At 62.4% G+C, this 20521-nt stretch carries 18 protein-coding genes; 1 reads left to right on the top strand and 17 read right to left on the bottom strand.

Annotated elements, in window-relative coordinates; translation table 11 throughout:
- Positions 1-122: 122 nt before the first annotated feature.
- A complete protein-coding gene (gene fghA / locus WF331_RS27980; RefSeq protein WP_016501147.1) occupies positions 123-977 on the bottom strand; it encodes an S-formylglutathione hydrolase in 855 nt (284 codons plus the stop codon).
- A gap of 10 nt (positions 978-987) precedes the next feature.
- Complete coding sequence (locus tag WF331_RS27975) at positions 988-2100, bottom strand: S-(hydroxymethyl)glutathione dehydrogenase/class III alcohol dehydrogenase (protein WP_016501148.1); 1113 nt, start codon at positions 2098-2100, stop codon at positions 988-990.
- Between the two features lie 107 nt (positions 2101-2207).
- Here WF331_RS27975 and WF331_RS27970 point away from each other — a divergent pair, with 107 nt between their 5' ends.
- Positions 2208-3104, top strand: coding sequence for a LysR substrate-binding domain-containing protein (locus WF331_RS27970; protein ID WP_016501149.1), 897 nt, complete (start codon positions 2208-2210; stop codon positions 3102-3104).
- A 132-nt stretch (positions 3105-3236) separates the two neighbouring features.
- On the opposite strand, the gene ispD is transcribed toward WF331_RS27970, so the two are convergent.
- The 15 genes from ispD to bamA form a co-directional block, all read right to left on the bottom strand.
- Positions 3237-3944, bottom strand: a complete 708-nt coding sequence (gene ispD / locus WF331_RS27965; protein ID WP_061203850.1) for a 2-C-methyl-D-erythritol 4-phosphate cytidylyltransferase — start codon at positions 3942-3944, stop codon at positions 3237-3239.
- Positions 3941-4222, bottom strand: a complete 282-nt coding sequence (ftsB, locus tag WF331_RS27960; RefSeq protein WP_004375443.1) for a cell division protein FtsB — start codon at positions 4220-4222, stop codon at positions 3941-3943. Before ftsB ends, ispD begins: the two co-directional genes overlap by 4 nt.
- Before the next feature lie 167 nt (positions 4223-4389).
- A complete protein-coding gene (eno, locus tag WF331_RS27955; RefSeq protein WP_016501151.1) occupies positions 4390-5679 on the bottom strand; it encodes a phosphopyruvate hydratase in 1290 nt (429 codons plus the stop codon).
- A gap of 154 nt (positions 5680-5833) precedes the next feature.
- Entirely contained in the window at positions 5834-6679 is an 846-nt protein-coding gene (gene kdsA, locus WF331_RS27950) for a 3-deoxy-8-phosphooctulonate synthase (RefSeq protein ID WP_016501152.1), read from the bottom strand.
- Between the two features lie 3 nt (positions 6680-6682).
- On the bottom strand, positions 6683-8311 hold the full coding sequence (locus WF331_RS27945) for a CTP synthase (RefSeq protein WP_016501153.1): 1629 nt from the start codon (positions 8309-8311) through the stop codon (positions 6683-6685).
- A gap of 269 nt (positions 8312-8580) precedes the next feature.
- Positions 8581-9864 (bottom strand): tRNA lysidine(34) synthetase TilS, encoded by a 1284-nt coding sequence (tilS, locus tag WF331_RS27940; protein ID WP_340623518.1) that lies wholly within the window; start codon positions 9862-9864, stop codon positions 8581-8583.
- Positions 9865-9996: 132 nt separating this feature from the next.
- Positions 9997-10944, bottom strand: a complete 948-nt coding sequence (gene accA / locus WF331_RS27935) for an acetyl-CoA carboxylase carboxyl transferase subunit alpha (protein ID WP_016501155.1) — start codon at positions 10942-10944, stop codon at positions 9997-9999.
- Positions 10945-11051: 107 nt separating this feature from the next.
- Positions 11052-14576, bottom strand: a complete 3525-nt coding sequence (dnaE, locus tag WF331_RS27930) for a DNA polymerase III subunit alpha (protein WP_016501156.1) — start codon at positions 14574-14576, stop codon at positions 11052-11054.
- Positions 14577-14786: 210 nt separating this feature from the next.
- Positions 14787-15410: a ribonuclease HII gene (rnhB, locus tag WF331_RS27925; RefSeq protein ID WP_063424680.1), complete on the bottom strand. Its 624-nt coding sequence runs from the start codon at positions 15408-15410 to the stop codon at positions 14787-14789.
- 1 nt (position 15411) lies between these two features.
- Complete coding sequence (lpxB, locus tag WF331_RS27920) at positions 15412-16539, bottom strand: lipid-A-disaccharide synthase (protein WP_041167850.1); 1128 nt, start codon at positions 16537-16539, stop codon at positions 15412-15414.
- A gap of 1 nt (position 16540) precedes the next feature.
- Positions 16541-17317 carry an acyl-ACP--UDP-N-acetylglucosamine O-acyltransferase gene (gene lpxA, locus WF331_RS27915; RefSeq protein WP_016501159.1) on the bottom strand — a complete coding sequence of 259 codons (777 nt, stop codon included), beginning with the start codon at positions 17315-17317 and terminating at the stop codon, positions 16541-16543.
- Positions 17314-17754, bottom strand: coding sequence for a 3-hydroxyacyl-ACP dehydratase FabZ (gene fabZ, locus WF331_RS27910; RefSeq protein ID WP_008094893.1), 441 nt, complete (start codon positions 17752-17754; stop codon positions 17314-17316). Before fabZ ends, lpxA begins: the two co-directional genes overlap by 4 nt.
- Before the next feature lie 114 nt (positions 17755-17868).
- Positions 17869-18924, bottom strand: a complete 1056-nt coding sequence (gene lpxD, locus WF331_RS27905; protein WP_041167851.1) for a UDP-3-O-(3-hydroxymyristoyl)glucosamine N-acyltransferase — start codon at positions 18922-18924, stop codon at positions 17869-17871.
- 1 nt (position 18925) lies between these two features.
- Positions 18926-19429 carry an OmpH family outer membrane protein gene (locus tag WF331_RS27900; RefSeq protein WP_012270843.1) on the bottom strand — a complete coding sequence of 168 codons (504 nt, stop codon included), beginning with the start codon at positions 19427-19429 and terminating at the stop codon, positions 18926-18928.
- A 44-nt stretch (positions 19430-19473) separates the two neighbouring features.
- Positions 19474-20521: outer membrane protein assembly factor BamA (gene bamA / locus WF331_RS27895; protein ID WP_340623517.1), on the bottom strand; the 1048-nt coding region annotated here is incomplete at its 5' end.

The following is a 20521-nucleotide window of genomic DNA, read 5'->3' as shown; positions in this document are numbered from 1 at the left end:
AGGACGAATATGTCACCAAGGGTGGGAAAGCGCCTTGCTGAAAACCATAGAATCTCCCACAGGAGCCGCAAGCCTGTGGGAGCGGGCGTGCCCGCGAAGAAAACAACTCAGCCTTCGAAGCGTTAAACCCGCCCCAGTGCCACCGCATGATGGCGCAGGTGATCCTCGATGAAGCTGGCAATGAAGTAGTAGCTATGGTCGTAGCCCGGCTGCAACCGCAGGGTCATTTCATGCCCCCCTTTACGTGCAGCCTGCTCCAGCGCTTCGGGCTTGAGCTGCTTTTCAAGGAAGTCGTCACGGTCGCCCTGATCGACCAGCAACGGCGGGCATTGGCCAGCAGGGGTTTCGGCCAGCAGTACGCTGGCATCCCACTCGCGCCAGCGCGCCCGGTCTTCACCCAGGTAGCGGCTGAAGGCCTTCTCGCCCCACGGGCAGTCCATCGGGTTGCTGATCGGCGAGAACGCCGACACCGAGCGGTAGCGCCCCGGGTTGCGCAAGGCGCACACCAGCGCGCCGTGCCCACCCATGGAGTGGCCGCTGATGCTGCGCTCGCCCGACGCCGGGAAGTGCGCCTCGATCAGCGCCGGCAACTCCTCCACCACATAATCGTGCATGCGGTAGTGCTGGGCCCAGGGTTGCTGGGTGGCGTTGAGGTAGAAGCCGGCCCCCAGGCCGAAGTCCCAGGCGCCGTCCGGGTCACCCGGCACCTGCTCGCCACGCGGGCTGGTGTCGGGGGCCACGATGATCAGCCCAAGCTCCGCAGCCATGCGCTGGGCGCCGGCCTTCTGCATGAAGTTCTCGTCGGTGCAGGTGAGGCCGCTAAGCCAGTACAGCACCGGCAGCTTCTCGCCCTGCTCGGCCTGCGGTGGCAGGTACACGGCAAACACCATGTCGCAGCCCAGCACCTTGGAGTGATGCCGGTAACGCTTGTGCCAGCCGCCGAAGCTCTTCTGGCAGGAGATGTTATCCAGGCTCATGGCACGCCTCTCAGAAGTGGATCACGCTGCGGATGCTCTTGCCTTCATGCATCAGGTCAAAGGCTTTGTTGATGTCCTCCAGGCCCATGGTATGGGTGATGAAGGTATCCAGCGGAATCTCGCCTTTTTCAGACATTTCCACGTAGCTTGGCAGCTCGCTGCGGCCACGCACGCCGCCAAACGCCGAACCACGCCAGACGCGGCCGGTGACCAGCTGGAACGGACGGGTGGCGATTTCCTGCCCGGCACCGGCCACGCCGATGATGACCGACTCGCCCCAGCCCTTGTGGCAGCATTCCAGGGCAGCGCGCATCAGTTGCACGTTACCAATGCACTCGAAGGAGAAGTCCACGCCGCCGTCGGTGAGGTCGACGATCACTTCCTGGATCGGGCGGTCGTATTCTTTCGGGTTGATGCAGTCGGTGGCACCCAGTTGGCGGGCGATCTCGAACTTGGCCGGGTTGATGTCGACGGCAATGATGCGCGAGGCCTTGGCCTTGACCGCACCGATCACTGCCGACAGGCCGATGCCGCCCAGGCCGAAGATGGCCACGGTGTCACCGGGTTTGACCTTGGCGGTGTTGAGCACCGCGCCGATACCGGTGGTGACGCCACAGCCCAGCAGGCAGACCTTTTCCAGGGGCGCTTCTTTCTGGATCTTGGCCACGGAGATTTCCGGCAGCACGGTGTACTCGGAGAAGGTCGAGGTGCCCATATAGTGGAACAGCTGCTGGCCCTTGTACGAGAAGCGCGTGGTGCCGTCCGGCATCAGGCCCTTGCCCTGGGTAGCGCGGATGGCCTGGCACAGGTTGGTCTTGCCCGAGAGGCAGAACTTGCACTTGCCGCATTCCGGGGTGTACAGCGGGATCACATGGTCGCCCACGGCCACCGAGGTCACGCCCTCGCCTACCGCTTCGACGATCGCGCCGCCTTCATGGCCGAGGATCGACGGGAAGATGCCTTCCGGGTCGGCACCGGACAGGGTGTAGGCATCGGTGTGGCAGACACCACTGGCGACCACACGCAGCAGCACTTCACCGGCCTTGGGCATGGCCACGTCGACTTCGACGATTTCCAGGGGTTTCTTGGCTTCGAAGGCTACGGCAGCACGGGACTTGATCATCAAAGGTCTCCAGACAGAGGGTCGATTCAGACTAACAGTGTAATTCACCGCCTTTTGATGAATAATCCGGCCAAAGACAAAACATTATTGCCACACAGGGACAATCCATGAGCAGCCGCTGGGAAGGCATCGACGAATTCGTCGCCGTGGCGGAATCGGGCCAGTTCACGGCAGCAGCCGAACGCCTGGGGGTTTCGTCGTCTCACATCAGCCGCCAGATCGCGCGGCTGGAGGAGCGCCTGCAGACGCGCCTGCTGTACCGCAGCACCCGCCGGGTCACCCTGAGCGAGGCCGGGCAGACTTTTCTGCAGCATTGCCAGCGCCTGCAGGATGGCCGCGAGGAAGCCCTGCGCGCCATGGGTGACCTGGCCAGCGAACCCAAAGGGTTGCTGCGCATGACCTGCGCGGTCGCCTACGGCGAGCGCTTCATCGTGCCGCTGGTAACACGGTTCATGGCGCTATACCCGCAGTTGCGGGTGGATGTGGAACTGAGCAACCACACCCTCGACTTGCTGCATGAGGGCATGGACCTGGCCATCCGCCTGGGCCGCCTGGCCGATTCCCGGCTGGTGGCCACGCGCCTGGCGCCGCGGCGCATGTACCTGTGCGCCTCGCCGGCCTACCTGGAACGTTATGGCCGGCCGCACAGCCTGTCGGAACTTGCGCGGCACAACTGCCTGGTGGGCAGTTCGGACTTGTGGGCACTGCAACAGGACGGCCGCGAGATCAGCCAGCGGATACAGGGCAACTGGCGCTGCAACAGTGGCCAGGCAGTGCTGGACGCGGCGCTGCAAGGGATAGGGTTGTGCCAGTTGCCGGATTACTACGTGCTGGAGCACCTGAACAGTGGTGCGCTGGTGTCCTTGCTGGAGGCGCACCAGCCGCCAAATACGGCAGTGTGGGCGCTGTATCCGCAGCAGCGGCACCTGTCGCCGAAGGTGCGGCGGCTGGTGGATTACCTGAAGGAAGGGTTGGCGGGGTTGCCGGAATATAAGCTTGGCTGAAGGGATACATTTGCTGTACCGGCCCCTTCGCGGGTGAACCCGCTCCCACAGGTAGTCCACAGGTTGCTGATCCGGTGGAGATCCTGTGGGAGCGGGTTCACCCGCGAAGAGGCCGGTACAGAAGAGCGACGTTCAGCGCCTGCCCGCCCAGCGCTGGCGCAACCATTCCAGGTCTTCGGGGCGGGTGACCTTGATGTTGTCACTGCGCCCTTCCACCAGCCGCGGCGCATGGCCGGACCATTCGATGGCAGAGGCCTCATCGGTCACCACCACGTCCGACACCAGGCACTCGGCCAGCGCCCGGTGCAACGCCCCAAGGCGGAACATCTGCGGGGTGTAAGCCTGCCAGATAGTGCTGCGGTCCACGGTGGCGCTCACCCGCCCATTACTGTCGGCACGCTTGAGGGTGTCGCGGGCCGGCACGGCCAGCAGGCCACCCACCGGGTCGTTTGCCAGTTCCGACAACAACTTGTCCAGGTCGCTGCGCGCAAGGTTCGGCCGCGCGGCATCGTGCACCAGCACCCAGTCGCTGTCCGAGGCCCCTTGGGCATGCAGCAACAGTAACGCATTAAGCACCGAATCGGCGCGCTCACGCCCGCCCGCTGCGCGCTGGATGCGCGAGTCGCTGGCGCAACGCAGGGTGGGCCAGAACGGGTCATCTTCAGCAATGCTGACCACCACGCCGTTAAGCCCCGGATGGCCAAGAAAACAGTCGAGGCTGTGCTCGAGAAGGGTCTGCCCGGCCAGCTCCAGGTATTGCTTGGGGCGGTCGGCAGCCATGCGGGCACCAACGCCCGCAGCAGGAATCACGGCCCAGAAGGCCGGCAAGGTATCGATCATTTCTGTGGCAACTGGAAGAGGGTTTCGCCCTCTTTGACCATTCCCAATTCGTGGCGAGCCCGCTCTTCAACGGTCTCCATGCCTTTTTTCAGCTCCAGCACTTCGGCATCGAGCACACGGTTACGCTCCAGCAGCCGCTCGTTTTCGGCATGCTGCTCGGCAATCTGCTGCTTCAGCTCGGTCACTTGCGCCAGGCTGCCATTACCCACCCACAGGCGGTACTGCAGGCCACCCAGCAGCAGGAGCAGGACGAGGAACAACCAATAAGGACTGCGCATCTAGGTATCCAGGTTAAAAAGACCGCCGCACACTATGCATTTCGGGGTCTCAAATAGCACGAAGCCTGGCCGAGGCCAGGCTTCGTAGACAGAAACCCGTTGGAACGTAGTAACGTTCAGTACGAACGTCCTACAGCTCCGGCTGCTGTCTTTTTACCATCTCTTGCTTAGCCGCGAAACTCGGCACGACCACGGTAAACCGCTTTGGCACCCAGTTGCTCTTCGATGCGCAGCAGTTGGTTGTACTTGGAAACGCGGTCGGAACGGCACAGCGAACCGGTCTTGATCTGGCCGGCAGCAGTACCTACGGCCAGGTCGGCAATGGTCGAGTCTTCGGTTTCACCGGAGCGGTGCGAGATCACCGCGGTGTAGCCGGCAGCCTTGGCCATCTGGATGGCTTCCAGGGTTTCGGTCAGCGAGCCGATCTGGTTGAACTTGATCAGGATCGAGTTACCGATGCCCTTCTCGATGCCTTCCTTGAGGATCTTGGTGTTGGTCACGAACAGGTCGTCGCCAACCAGCTGTACCTTCTCGCCGATCTTGTCGGTGAGGATCTTCCAGCCAGCCCAGTCGGACTCGTCCAGGCCGTCTTCGATCGAGATGATCGGGAAGCGCTCGGTCAGGCCTTTCAGGTACTCGGCGAAGCCTTCGGCGTCGAACGACTTGCCTTCGCCGGACAGGTTGTACTTGCCGTCTTCGTAGAATTCGGAAGCCGCGCAGTCCAGTGCCAGGGTCACGTCGGTGCCCAGCTTGTAGCCGGCTTTTTCGACCGCTTCGGCGATGGCAGCCAGGGCGTCTTCGTTGGAAGCCAGGTTAGGCGCGAAACCACCTTCGTCACCCACGGCGGTGTTCAGGCCACGGGCCTTCAGCACGGCTTTGAGGTGGTGGAAGATTTCGGTACCCATGCGCAGGCCGTCGGAGAAGGTCTTGGCGCCAACCGGCTGAACCATGAACTCCTGGATGTCGACGTTGTTGTCGGCGTGCTCGCCACCGTTGATGATGTTCATCATCGGAACCGGCATCGAGTACTGGCCCGGGGTGCCGTTCAGGTTGGCGATGTGCGCGTACAGCGGCAGGTCCTGGTCCTGGGCAGCGGCCTTGGCGGCAGCCAGGGAAACAGCCAGGATGGCGTTGGCGCCCAGCTTGGCCTTGTTCTCGGTACCGTCCAGTTCGATCATGGCGCGGTCCAGGGCCTTCTGGTCGGAAGGGTCCTTGCCCAGCAGCAGCTCACGGATCGGGCCGTTGATGTTGCCGACGGCTTTCAGCACGCCCTTGCCCAGGTAACGGCTCTTGTCGCCATCACGCAGCTCCAGCGCTTCGCGCGAGCCGGTGGAAGCACCGGACGGCGCGCAAGCGCTGCCGATGATGCCGTTGTCGAGCAGTACATCGGCTTCCACGGTGGGGTTGCCACGCGAATCGAGAACTTCACGACCTTTGATGTCGACGATTTTTGCCATTGTTGTAAGCACTCCAGAATTGACGAAAACAACCTAGCTTAAGAAATTCTTGCCGTTCACCAGGCGGACTTTGCAGTGGGCAGGCCGGGTGAAGGGAGCCCCTGACCGATTGGTCAGGGGTGGATCGGGCGGTACTTTACCCGAGAAATGAGCTTTACGCGGTTTCTACCGTCGGAAAACTTTTCACCAGGTCGTCCAGTTGCTTGAGCTGGGCCAGGAATGGCTCCAGTTTGTCCAGGCGCAGGGCGCATGGGCCATCGCATTTGGCGTTGTCCGGGTCGGGGTGGGCTTCGAGGAACAGGCCGGCGAGGCCCTGGCTCATACCGGCCTTGGCCAGGTCGGTGACCTGGGCGCGGCGGCCACCGGCGGAATCGCTGCGACCACCCGGCATCTGCAGGGCGTGGGTCACGTCGAAGAACACCGGGTACTCGAACTGCTTCATGATGCCGAAGCCGAGCATGTCCACTACAAGGTTGTTGTAGCCGAAGCTCGAACCACGCTCGCAGAGGATCAACTGGTCGTTACCGGCCTCAGCGCACTTGGCCAGGATGTGTTTCATTTCCTGGGGTGCGAGGAACTGGGCCTTCTTGATGTTGATCACCGCGCCGGTCTTGGCCATGGCCACCACCAGGTCGGTCTGCCGCGACAGGAAGGCCGGCAGCTGGATGATGTCGCACACCTTGGCGACGGGCTCGGCCTGGTAAGGCTCGTGCACGTCGGTGATCACCGGCACGTTGAAGGTGCGTTTGATCTCTTCGAAGATCTTCAGCCCTTCTTCCATGCCCGGACCACGGTAGGACGTCACCGACGAACGGTTGGCCTTGTCGAAGCTGGCCTTGAACACGTACGGGATACCGAGCTTCTCGGTCACCCGCACGTACTCTTCGCAGACCTTCATTGCCAGGTCACGGGACTCCAGGACGTTCATGCCGCCGAACAGGACGAACGGCTTGTCGTTGGCGATCTCGATGTTACCGACGCGAATGATCTTCTGGGTCATTGATCAGGCCTTGTTCTTCTGAGCCAGGGCTGCCTTGACGAAACCACTGAACAGCGGGTGGCCGTCACGCGGGGTGGAGGTGAATTCCGGGTGGAACTGGCAGGCGACGAACCATGGGTGGTCCTTGGACTCGACCACTTCCACCAGCGCGCCGTCTTCGGAACGGCCGGAAACCACCAGGCCGGCGTCGACCAGTTGCGGCAGCAGGTTGTTGTTCACTTCGTAGCGGTGACGGTGACGCTCGGTGATCACGTCCTTGTTGTAGCAGTCGTGCACCTTGGAACCGGCAGCCAGCTGGCAGTCCTGTGCGCCCAGGCGCATGGTGCCGCCCAGGTCGGAAGCCTCGGTACGGGTCTCGACGGCACCGGTGGCATCAGCCCACTCGGTGATCAGGCCGACGACCGGGTGGCCGCTGTTGCGGTCGAACTCGGTGGAGTTGGCGTCTTTCCAGCCCATCACGTTACGGGCGAACTCGATCACGGCCACCTGCATGCCCAGGCAGATGCCCAGGTACGGTACCTTGTTCTCACGGGCGTATTGCACCGCGGTGATCTTGCCTTCCACGCCGCGCAGGCCGAAACCGCCCGGCACCAGAATGGCGTCGGCGCCTTCGAGCAGGCTGGTGCCCTGGTTCTCGATGTCTTCCGAGTCGATGTAGCGCAGGTTGACCTTGGTGCGGTTGGTGATGCCGGCGTGGCTCATCGCTTCGATCAGCGACTTGTACGCATCCAGCAGCTCCATGTACTTGCCGACCATGGCGATGGTCACTTCGTGCTCAGGGTTGAGCTTGGCATCGACCACCTTGTCCCACTCGGACAGGTCGGCGCCATTGCACTGCAGGCCGAAACGCTCGACGACGAAGTCGTCCAGGCCCTGTGCGTGCAGCACGCCCGGGATCTTGTAGATGGTGTCGACGTCTTCCAGCGAAATCACCGCACGCTCTTCAACGTTGGTGAACAGCGCGATCTTGCGACGCGACGAAGCATCGACCGGGTGGTCGGAGCGGCAGATCAGCACGTCAGGCTGCAGGCCGATGGAGCGCAGCTCCTTGACCGAGTGCTGGGTCGGCTTGGTCTTGGTTTCGCCAGCGGTGGCGATGTAAGGGACCAGGGTCAGGTGCATCAGCATGGCGCGCTTGGAGCCCACTTCGACGCGCAGCTGGCGAATGGCCTCGAGGAACGGCTGCGACTCGATGTCACCCACGGTACCGCCGATTTCCACCAGGGCCACGTCGGCATCGCCGGCGCCCTTGATGATGCGACGCTTGATCTCGTCGGTGATGTGCGGGATGACCTGGATGGTCGCGCCCAGGTAGTCACCACGACGCTCTTTACGCAGCACATGCTCGTAAATGCGACCAGTGGTGAAGTTGTTGTTCTGGGTCATGGTGGTGCGGATGAACCGCTCGTAGTGGCCCAGGTCGAGGTCAGTCTCGGCGCCATCGTGGGTGACGAACACTTCACCGTGCTGGAACGGGCTCATGGTGCCCGGATCGACGTTGATGTACGGATCCAGCTTGAGCATGGTGACCTTCAGGCCCCGCGCTTCCAGGATGGCCGCCAGGGAAGCCGAGGCAATGCCTTTCCCCAATGAAGAAACAACACCGCCCGTGACGAATATGTAGCGCGTCATGAAAAACCCTAGAAGTCTGCGTTAAGGCGGCCAGCGCCGCCGGAGAAAGCGAAGGAAGGCCGAAGCCCCCGATCACCTGCGTCAGTCACAGTGCATCTCGAAAAACTGTCGCGTCTGTACAGACCAGGGGTATCCCCGGCATGGAGCTCGCTCGTCATTTTCAGAATCAGCCCAGCAAAAAACTGCTTGGTAACCGGCAACCCCTGTGTTTTCGCGGAAGCCACAGAAGTTGTATCAAGAAGGGAGGGTAGTCTACCGGAATGTACCCTTCATCTCAAACCTTGCGCGCTCGTCGGCAACTGCCAATGCAGCTGGCAATCCGCCTGCACCAGCCCGGGCAGGCTGGCCACCGCCAGCAGGCGCTCGCCCTGGTACAGCAACGGCAGGCGCGGACGCAGGAAATACGGTACCCGCTGCTCATTGAGCAGACGCTTGAGATCGCGCCGGCCGCGGCCGGGAACCTCCAGCATTTCGCCGCCCTGCCGGTAGGCAATGCGCAGACCAGCCATTGGCACGGCGACATCAAGACGCACCCTGCCGTTACCTGGCAGTACCAGGGGCAACGTTGAATTCGGCCAGGCCATTTCTCCGACAGGCTGTTGCAGCCAGTCGCCGCTCAGCCACCAGATTCGGCCATCGCTACGCAGCAGCTGCCCATCGGCAAGCCGCCAGACCGGCCGGGCATCGGCGGCAGCATCGCGCAGGTCTGCCCAGCCGGCCCAATGCCGGGTGTCGGGCAAACGGGTGCGCCGGCTCAGCCAGTATTGCAAGGCATTGCGCTGACGGGCTGGCGACAGCGCCATGAGCGTGCCCAGGTCAAGGGAGTCCAGGCCCGACCAGGCGACGGACGACCCCTCCTGCGCAGTCGCCAGGTCGCCCTGGGCCAGTTCATCCAGCAGGCCCAGGGCTTCACCCAGGTGCTCTGCGGCGCGCGCGAGATTCTGGCTGGCCTGTGGCCAACGTTGTTGCAACTGCGGGAACACTTCGCCGCGCAGGTAGTTGCGGGCAAATTGTGTGTCGGCGTTCGACGGGTCTTCAATCCAGGCAAGCCCGTTCGCCTTGGCATAGTCATGCAGTTGCTGGCGTGAACAACCCAGCAACGGCCTGACCAGGGTGCCCTGCCCTAGCGCCCGCTGCCCGGGCATCGCCGCCAGGCCACGCAACCCGGCGCCGCGCAACAGGCGGAACAACAGGGTTTCGGCCTGGTCATCGCGGTGCTGCCCGGTGAACAGAATGTCGCCAGGGCCGAGGGACTGTTTGAAAGCGGCATAGCGAGCGTCGCGGGCACCCTGCTCGAGGCTGGCGCCGGGAGTGACCTGGACGTGAATGACCTGAAGTTCGATGCCAAGGTTGTCGCAGATGGCTTGGCAGTGGGCAGGCCAGGCGTCGGCCGCGGCTTGCAGGCCGTGGTGGATATGGATGGCGCGCAGCGGGGGGCAAGCGTGGTTGCGGGCGTGAGTGGCCAGCAGGTGCAGGAGGACGGTGGAGTCGAGGCCACCGGAGAAGGCTATGCACCAGGTGGGGGCTTGCAGCCAGGGGGTGAGGTTGATCATGAGGGCCTCACATGGCTTGAGATTGCCGGGGGTGCTTTGCCCCCCTTTCGCCGGCAAGCCAGGCTCCCACAGTGAGCCTGGTGGGAGCCTGGCTTGCCGGCGAATGGGCCGCAGAGCGGCCCCGGTGGTATGTCAGAGGCCGTAGCTCATCAGGCGCTCGTAACGGCGAGCCAGCAGCGCGTCGTTATCGAACTTGCCGAGCATGTCCAGCTGTTCGATCAGGTCAGCACGGATGCTTTCCGACACTTTCACCGGGTCACGATGGGCGCCGCCCAACGGCTCCTGGATGACCTTGTCGACGATGTTCAGGCTCTTCAGGCGCTCGGCAGTGATGCCCATGGCCTCAGCGGCATCGGCCGCCTTGTCGGCAGTCTTCCACAGGATCGACGCGCAGCCTTCCGGCGAGATCACCGAGTAGGTGGAGTATTGCAGCATGTTCAGCTGGTCGCACACGCCGATGGCCAGTGCACCGCCAGAACCACCCTCACCGATCACGGTAGCAATGATCGGGGTTTTCAGGCGCGCCATCACGCGCAGGTTCCAGGCGATTGCCTCGCTCTGGTTGCGCTCTTCGGCATCGATACCCGGGTAGGCACCCGGGGTGTCGATGAAGGTCAGGATCGGCATCTTGAAGCGCTCGGCCATTTCCATCAGGCGGCAAGCCTTGCGGTAGCCTTCAGGGCGCGGCATACCGAAATTGCGGCGTACCTTCTCGCGCACTTCACGGCCCTTCTGGTGGCCGATGACCATGACCGGCTTGCCATCCAGGCGCGCGGTACCACCGACGATGGCGGCGTCGTCGGAGAAGTGGCGGTCACCGTGCAGCTCTTCGAACTCGGTGAAGATGTGCTCCAGGTAGTCCAGTGTGTAAGGACGACGCGGGTGACGTGCCAGGCGGGCGATCTGCCAGCTGGTCAGGTTGCCGAAGATGCTTTCGGTCAGTGTGTTGCTCTTGTCTTGCAGACGGGCAATTTCATCGCTGATGTTCAGCGAGTTGTCGTTACCTACCAGGCGCAGGCCTTCGATCTTGGCTTGCAGGTCGGCAATCGGCTGTTCGAAATCGAGAAAATTCGGGTTCATAGTCATCCGTCTTGGGTCTACGGCCAGGCGGCCGGCCGGTTGATCCGTTTGGCGCCCTACCTTAAGGGATCAGGCGCATTCAGGTCGAGATTAAATTTTTAGTCGATTCAACGATATTGCAGGAAGACGTTCTCACGCCCGAACTGGTCACGCAGCGCCTGAATCAGCCCATCGGCCGGGTCGATCGACCACTGCTCACCGAACTGCAGCATGGCCTTGGCGTCGCTGCCGGTGTACTCCAGGGTGATCGGGCAAGCACCGCGATGGCGGGTGATCAGTTCGCCCAGCCACTTCAACCGGTCGCCCTTGAGCGCCTCGTGTGCCACCTTCAGGCGCAAGCTCTCGGCCAGCTTGGTGCGCGCGTCTTCCATGGTCATCACCTGCTTCACCCGCAGGCGCAGGCCGCCGGAGAAGTCGTCGTTGCTGACCTCGCCTTCGACGACCACCATCGCATCGGCCTGCAGCAAGGACTGTGCCGCCATGAAAGAATCGGCGAACAGCGAAGCCTCGATGCGCCCGGAGCGGTCATCCAGGGTGACGAAGCCCATCTTGTCGCCCTTCTTGTTCTTCATTACCCGCAGGGCAATGATCATGCCGGCGATAGTCTGGGTTTCGCGCGACGGCTTGAGGTCGATGATGCGTTGGCGGGCGAAGCGGCGGATCTCGGCCTCGTACTCATCGATCGGGTGACCGGTGAGGTACAGGCCAAGGGTGTCCTTCTCGCCCTTCAGGCGCTCCTTGAGGGTCAGCTCGCGCACCTTGCGGTGGTTGGCATAGACGTCGACTTCCACCTCGTCGAACATGCTGCCGAACAGGTCGACATGGCCGCTGTCAGCGGTGTGAGCCGCCTGCTCTGCAGCCTTGATGGCCTCACCCAGTGCCGAGAGCAAGGTTGCACGGTTGATGTCGATGTTGGCCTGGTAGGCCTTGATCTCATCATGGAAGTGCGGGCCAAGACGGTCCAGTGCGCCACTGCGCACCAGCGCATCCAGGGTGCGCTTGTTGACCCGCTTGAGGTCGATGCGCTCACAGAAGTCGAACAGGTCCTTGAACGGCCCGCCCTGCGCACGCGCCTCGACGATCGCTTCCACCGGGCCTTCGCCGACACCCTTGATGGCGCCCAGGCCATAGACGATACGGCCATCGTTGTTGACGGTGAACTTGAAGTCGGAGAAATTCACATCCGGCGCGTCGAGGCGCAGCTTCATGCTGCGCACCTCCTCGACCAGCACCACCACCTTGTCGGTGTTGTGCATGTCCGCCGACAGCACGGCAGCCATGAACGGCGCCGGGAAGTGGGTTTTCAGCCAGGCGGTCTGGTAGGACACCAGGCCATAGGCGGCGGAGTGGGATTTGTTGAAGCCATAACCCGCAAACTTTTCCACCAGGTCAAAGATGTTACCGGCCAGGTCGGCATCGATGCCGTTGTTGGCGCAACCTTCGATGAAGCCACCACGCTGCTTGGCCATTTCCTCGGGTTTTTTCTTACCCATGGCACGGCGCAGCATGTCTGCACCACCGAGGGTGTAGCCTGCCATCACCTGGGCGATCTGCATCACCTGTTCCTGGTACAGGATGATGCCATAGGTAGGCGCCAGCACCGGCTGCAGGCCGTCATACTGGTAATCGGGGTGCGGGTAGGCCAGCTCGGCTCGGCCGTGCTTGCGGTTGATGAAGTCGTCCACCATGCCCGACTGCAGCGGGCCCGGGCGGAACAGCGCTACCAGTGCGATAAGGTCTTCGAGGCAGTCGGGCTTGAGCTTCTTGATCAGCTCCTTCATGCCACGAGATTCAAGCTGGAACACCGCAGTGGTTTCGGCTTTTTGCAGCAGCTCGTAAGTCTTGCGGTCATCCAGCGGGATGAAGTCGATGTTGAGATCTGGCAGGTTTTTCTTGGCCTGCTCGCGGTTGATGATCTCCATCGCCCACTTGATGATGGTCAGGGTCCGCAGGCCGAGGAAGTCGAACTTGACCAGGCCGGCGGCCTCGACGTCGTCCTTGTCGAACTGAGTTACCAGGCCGCCGCCCTCTTCGTCACAGGCGATCGGCGAAAAATCGGTGAGCTTGGTCGGCGCGATAACCACACCACCGGCGTGCTTGCCGGTACCCCGGGTGACGCCTTCCAGCTTCAGCGCCATGTCCCAGATTTCGCGGGCATCCTCGTCGCCCTTGAGGAAGTCGCGCAGGATTTCTTCCTGCTCGTAGGCCTTCTCCAGGGTCATGCCCACTTCGAACGGGATCATCTTCGACAGGCGATCGGCCAGCCCGTAGGACTTGCCCTGCACCCGCGCCACGTCTCGCACTACCGCCTTGGCGGCCATGGTACCAAAGGTGATGATCTGGCTGACCGCATTGCGCCCGTAGGCATCGGCCACGTATTCGATCACCCGATCCCGGCCATCCATGCAGAAGTCGACGTCGAAGTCGGGCATGGAAACCCGTTCAGGGTTGAGGAAGCGCTCGAACAGCAAGTCGTAGGCCAGCGGGTCGAGGTCGGTAATCTTCAGCACGTAGGCCACCAGCGAGCCCGCACCCGAACCACGGCCAGGTCCGACCGGCACGCCGTTGTTCTTGGCCCACTTGATGAAGTCCATCACGATCAGGAAGTAACCGGGGAAGCCCATCTGGATGATGATATCCAGCTCGAACTTCAGGCGGTCCAGGTAGACCTGGCGCTTCTCTTCGTAATTGGGTGTGGTGTCTTTCGGCCACAACACCGCCAGGCGCTCTTCCAGGCCTTCGTGGGACACAAGCCGCAGGTAGTCGTCGATGCCCATGCCGTTCGGCGTGGGGAAGTCGGGCAGGAAGTGCTTGCCCAGCTGCACCTGGATGTTGCAGCGCTTGGCAATCTCGACGGTGTTGGCGATGGCGTCGGGCAGGTCGCTGAACAGCTCGGCCATTTCCTCGGACGATTTCAGGTACTGCTGGTCACTGTAGCCACGCGGGCGGCGCGGGTCGTCAAGGGTCCAGCCCTCGCCAATGCAAACGCGGGTTTCGTGGGCGTCGAAGTCCGCCTGCTTGATGAAACGCACGTCGTTGGTGGCCACCAGCGGGGCGCCAAGCTTGTCGGCCAAGGCCACCGCCGCGTGCACGTATTCTTCATCGCGGGCGCGGTTGGTGCGCTGCACTTCAACGTAGAAGCGCTCGGGGAACATGCCCATCCAGTCTTGCAGCAGGGCCTGGGCTTCTTCATCCCGGCCGGACAACAAGGCCATGCCGATATCGCCCTCCTTGCCCGCTGACAGGGCAATCAGGCCCTCGCTGGCGGGGGCGATCCATTCACGCTGGAGGATGACCAACCCGTTACGCTGGCCATCGGTCCAGCCGCGCGAGATCAGCTCGGTGAGGTTGCGATAGCCCTTGGCGTCCATGGCCAGGAAGCAGATGCGCGACAGCGGCGCCTCCGGATCGGCACCGGCCAGCCACAGGTCGGCACCACAGATCGGCTTGATGCCCGCACCCATGGCAGTCTTGTAGAACTTCACCAGCGAGCACATGTTGCTCTGGTCGGTGATCGCCACCGCCGGCATGTTCATCCCGGCCAGCGCCTTGGCCAGCGGCTTGATCCGCACCAGGCCGTCTACCAGCGAGAATTCGGAGTGGACGCGCAGGTGAACGAAGGGAACCGACATGGAAGATCCTGTAGCAGTGCTTAACGACAAGGGCGGGATTGTAGCTTAAATGGGGAAGAGATTTGGGGCTGCTTGCACCCTCCCTGTAGGAGCAGCCTGGTGCTGCGAAAGGGCCAGTACAGGCACAGCAACTTCATTTACCTGACTGGCGCTTTCGCAGCACAAGGCTGCTCCTACAAGAGCGAAAGGGCCGCGAAGGGCCCTGGCAGGTCAGATAAGGGAATCGGTAACGCCTTCGCGTGCTTCCCAGGCCGCACGCACCGGGGCAAAGGAACGCCGATGGATGGGCGTAGGCCCCAGGCGCGCGAGCGCTTCAAGGTGCACCGGGGTCGGGTAACCTTTGTGCCCACCCATGCCATACCCTGGGTAGATCAGCTCGAACGCGCTCATCTCACGGTCACGGGTTACCTTGGCCAGGATCGAGGCAGCTGCAATAGCCGGCACCTGGCTATCGCCTTTGATCACCGGCGACGCCGGCACGGCCAGCTTCGGGCAGCGGTTGCCATCTATCAGGGCCAGCTTCGGCGTAATGTGCAGGCCCTCCACCGCACGCTGCATGGCCAGCATCGTGGCCTGCAGGATGTTCAGGCGGTCGATTTCGTCGACCTCGGCGCGGGCGATGCAGAAGCTCAAGGCCTTTTCACAGATCTCGTCGAACAACGCCTCGCGCTTGGCTTCGGTGAGTTTCTTCGAATCGTTCAGGCCGAGGATCGGGCGCGCTGGATCAAGGATCACCGCCGCCGTCACCACCGCACCGCACAGTGGCCCGCGGCCCACTTCGTCGACGCCGGCGACCAGGTCTTCGACCAGGTTGAAGTCCAGTCCAATTTGCATGTCAGCGGTCCTTGAGCAAGGCCAGTACCGCCTCGGCCGCCTGGTTGGAGGCGTCACGGCGCAGGGTGCGGTGAATTTCGTCGAAACGTTCGGTCTGCTGGCTGCCATCGCGCACCAGCGGCGCAAGGGTGTTGGCCAAGGCTTCGCTGGTGGCGGCGTCCTGCAACAATTCGGGCACCAGCTCACGCTGCGCGAGCAGGTTTGGCAGGGACACGTAAGGGCTCTTCACCAGGCGCTTGAGGATCCAGTAGGTCAAGGGCGCAAGGCGGTAGGCCACCACCATTGGCCGCTTGTACAGCAGCGCTTCGAGGGTGGCTGTGCCCGAGGCGATCAGTACTGCATCACAGGCCGCCAGGGCCTGGTGCGACTGGCCATCGAGCAGGGTCAGTGGCAGTTGGCGCCCTTCAAGCATCTGTTCGACCTGGGCACGCCGCGCGGCGTTGGCGCAGGGCAGCACGAAGTGCACGCCTGGCACTTGCTGCTGCAGGCGCTCGGCGGCGTCGAGGAACAACGCCCCCAGGCGCCCTACCTCGCCACCACGGCTGCCAGGCATCAGTGCAACCACCGGCCCCTCACCCAGGCCCAGCGCAGCACGTGCTGCCGGGCGGTCGGTTTCAAGCGGAATGGTGTCGGCCAGCGGGTGACCGACAAAGCGCACCGGCACCCCCTGCTCTTCATAGAACCGCGCCTCGAACGGCAGCAGCGTCAGCATCAGGTCGCAGCCTTCGCGAATCTTCAGTACGCGCTTCTGCCGCCAGGCCCAGACCGACGGGCTGACGTAGTGCACGGTCTTGATTCCGACCTGGCGCAGCTTGAGTTCAATGTTGAGGGTGAAGTCGGGGGCGTCGATGCCGATGAAGACATCCGGCTTTTCGTCGATCAGTGTCTGGATCAGCAGCTTGCGGCGTTTGAGCAGCTCGCGAAGGCGCCCCAGCACTTCGACCAGCCCCATGACCGCCAGGCGCTCCATGGGGAAATATGATTGCAGGCCTTCGGCTTCCATCAACGGGCCGCCAACGCCAATGAAACGTACGTCGGGGTGGCGTGCCTTGAGGGCACGCATCAAGCCTGAACCAAGAATATCGCCGCTGGCCTCACCTGCGACCAAGGCTACGCAAAGCGGGGCCATGTCAGCGGGTGATGCCGCGGGCGGAATTCACGATCGACTGACGGAACAGTTCGACCTCAGGGTGTTTCGCGGCCATTTCGGCCAGCTCCTTGAGCGCGTCTTCGACGGTCAGGCCCTGACGATAGACAATCTTGTAGCAACGGCGCAGCACGTGGATCACCTCGTCGCTGAAACCGCGGCGGCGCATGCCCTCGAAGTTCATGCTGCGGGCTTCGGCCGGGCTGCCGAACACGGTGACGAAGGCCGGGACGTCCTTGCCGATAGCCGTGCCCATGCCGGAAAACGCGTGGGCACCGATATGGCAGTACTGATGCACCAGGGTATAGCCGGACAGGATCGCCCAGTCGCCTACGTGCACATGGCCGGCCAGGGCCGTGTTGTTGACCAGGATGCAGTGGTTGCCAATGACGCTGTCGTGGCCGATGTGGGCATAGGCCATGATCAGGTTGTGGTCGCCCACGGTGGTTTCCGCACGGTCCTGAACGGTGCCGCGGTGGATGGTCACCCCTTCGCGGAACACATTGTGATCGCCGATCACCAGGCGCGTCGGTTCACCCTTGTACTTGAGGTCCGGGGTATCTTCGCCAATCGAGGAAAACTGAAAGATACGGTTGTGCTTGCCGATGCGGGTCGGCCCTTTGAGCACAACGTGCGGGCCGATAACGGTACCCTCCCCGATTTCCACATCGGGGCCAACGATCGACCAAGGGCCGACCTCGACACCATCGGCCAGCTTGGCCGACGGGTCGATAATGGCCCGAGGATCAATCGAATTCATAGGGAGCGTTCCGCGCATGTGATCTGTGCCGAGCAAACCGGTTTGCCGTCGACCAGGGCGCGGCATTCAAACTTCCAGATCATGCTCTTGCGGCTGAGGAACTTGGCTTCCAGCACCAACTGGTCACCCGGCAGTACCGGCTGACGGAAGCGCAGCTTGTCGGAACCGACGAAGTAGTACAGGGTGCCATCAGCGGGTTTGGCATCGAGCATCTTGAAACCGAGGATGCCGGCCGCCTGGGCCATGGCTTCAATGATCAAAACGCCCGGCATGATCGGGTGCGCCGGGAAATGGCCGTTGAAGAACGGCTCGTTGATGCTGACATTCTTGTAGGCACGAATGCTCTGGGCCTCGAAGTCCAGATCCGTCACCCGGTCCACCAGCAGGAACGGGTAACGGTGAGGCAGGTATTCGCGAATCTCGTTGATGTCCATCATTTCGGGGGGGAAGCCTGTAATAAGAATAGGGAGCGCAGGTGCTGACCACACGCTCCTTTAGCAATCCAAAGAGGAGCCAGCTAGCGACTGTTCACTCTTGCTCAGGGAATGGTATCAGCCTTCTGATGTCGGCAGGCCACCTGAGGTCACGGTATCGACGCGTTTTTCCAGCTGCTGAAGACGCTTGGCCATGTCATCCAGCTGGCGGATCCGCGCAGCGCTCTTGCGCCAGTCAGCCAAAGGCTGCATGGCTGTGCCGGATGAATAGGAACCGGGTTCAGTGATCGAACGGGTTACCATTGTCATCCCTGAAACAAATACGTTATCGCAAATATCAATGTGCCCCACCAGGCCCACGCCCCCGGCCAGCATGCAATGTTTGCCGATGCGCGTACTGCCGGAAATGCCCACACAAGCGGCCATGGCCGTGTGGTCACCGATCTGCACGTTGTGGGCGATCTGGATCTGGTTGTCGAGCTTGACCCCGTCGCCGATCCGCGTGTCGGACAGCGCACCACGGTCGACGGCAGTATTGACGCCGATTTCCACGTCATCACCAATGGTGACGCCGCCGATCTGGGCGATCTTGCGCCAGATACCCTTCTCATTGGCAAAGCCGAAGCCTTCGCCGCCGATCACAGCACCCGACTGGATGACCACGCGCTTGCCGATCACGACGTCGTGATACAACGTCACCCGCGGCGCCAGCCAGCCGCCTTCACCTACAACGCAACGGGCACCGATGAAGCAATGCGCGCCGATGCAGACATCAGCCTCGATGCGCGCACCGCTTTCGATCACCGCGAACGGCCCGATGCTGGCGCTGGCGTCCACCTGCGCGTCCTCAGCCACCACGGCGCTGGGATGGATTCCCGCCACAGCCTTGGGTTTGGGGTCGAACAAGTGGGAAATACGCGCATACGCCTGGTACGGGTCGGCCACGATCAGGGCATTGCCAGCGAAACTTTCGGCATCCGCAGCCTTGAGCAATACCGCACCCGCCTGGCAGTTATCCAGGTACTTGCGGTACTGCGGGTTGGCGAGGAAGCTCAATTGACCGGGGCCTGCCTCCTGCAAGGTGGCCAGCCCGGTAATCTGCAACGCCTCGGGCCCCTTGAGGGTGGCACCGAGGGCCTCGGCCAGCTGGCCTAGCGTCATGGTCACACTCATATCAACGGGCTTGGTTCATGCGCTCGATGACCTGGCGGGTGATGTCGTACTGAGGTTTGACATCGATGACCGCACCACGCTCGAGGACCAGGTCGAAACCGCCCTTCTTGATCACTTCCTCGACAGCACCATCCAGCTTCGGCTTCAGTTGCTTGAGCATGTCGCGGTCAGCAACGGCTTTGGCTTCGTTCAGTTCCTTGGACTGGAACTGGAAGTCACGGGCCTTTTGCTTGAACTCGAGCTCCAGGCGCTCACGCTCCTGCTGCTGCATCTTGTCGCCGCCCTTGATCAGACGGTCCTGGATGCCCTTGGCGCTGCTTTCGAGGCTTTTCAGCTTGGTCAGTTGCGGACCGAACTTCTTCTCGGCATCGACCGCGTATTTCTTGGCGGCATCCGATTCGAGCAGGGCCATCTGATAGTTCAGCACGGCAACCTTCATTTCGGCGAATGCCGGGGTGGCGACCAGCGCCGCGGCCACTACGGCCAGTTGAGCCAATTTACGCACGATGCACTCCTGGATAAACCGTTGTCATTAAGCAAGGGCCGACCTTAGAAGGTCTGGCCCAGAGAGAATTGGAACACCTGGGTATCGGCATCGTCCGGCTTCTTGACCGGCATTGCCAGGCTGAAGCTCAACGGGCCCAGTGCGGTAATCCAGGTCACACCCAAGCCGACCGAACTGGCCATGCCCGAGAAGCCGACTTTCTCGCAATCAGGCTTGTTGCCGCAATTGGTGTCGAACACGTTACCCACGTCCCAGAACACGGAGGTGCGCAGCGAACGCTGGTCCTTGACGAACGGCAGCGGGAACAGCAACTCGACACCGCCCTGCACCAGCACGTTGCCACCGAACGGCAACGGATCCTGATCCGGGTCACGGATAGTACCCGGCTTACCGTTGGGATCGTCTGCCCCACGGCTCGGGGTGCTGCGCGGGCCAAGGCTGCTGTCCTTGAAGCCACGGACAGAGTTGAAGCCACCGGCGAAGTAGTTCTCGTAGAACGGCAGGCCCGAGGTGCTGCCATAACCATCACCATAGCCCAGCTCGGTGTGCAGGCGCAGGGTGTAGTCGTTGTTGATCGGCTGGAACAGCTGACCACGGTAGTCGAGCTTGAAGAACGACAGGTCGCTGCCCGGAATGGTGGATTCCAGGGTCAGGCTTTGCGAGTGACCACGGGTGGCCAGCACGCCTTTGTTGAGGGTGGACTCGGACCAGCCGATCGAGGCCTTGAAGTTCAGGAAGTTCTCGCCTTCCTGGTCAAGGAAATCGAAGATCTCGTCAACGGTGTACTTACCGGTCTTGATCTTGTCCTGCTGCACGCTCAGGCCGTAGGTCAGGCGCGAGGTTTCGCTGATCGGGTAGCCAAGGCTGACGCCGGCACCCAGGCTGTCCACCGCATAGCTGGCCACATCGACGTCGAGGTCGTCGTAGTCGGTGCTGCGGTAGAAGGCGTTGTAACCCAGGCTGACGCCATCGGCAGTGAAGTAGGGGTCCACGAAGCCGAAGTTGTAGCGGGTCTGGTATTCCGAACGGGTCAGGCCGATGGACACCTTGTTACCGGTACCCAGGAAGTTGCTCTGGCTGATCGAACCACCG

Origin of the sequence: Pseudomonas sp. YNh, assembly GCF_037993085.1 — a bacterium.
In the GTDB taxonomy this organism is placed as follows: domain Bacteria; phylum Pseudomonadota; class Gammaproteobacteria; order Pseudomonadales; family Pseudomonadaceae; genus Aquipseudomonas; species Aquipseudomonas putida.
Note: the sequence above shows the minus strand (reverse complement) of the source record. Positions and strands in the feature narration are given on the sequence as shown.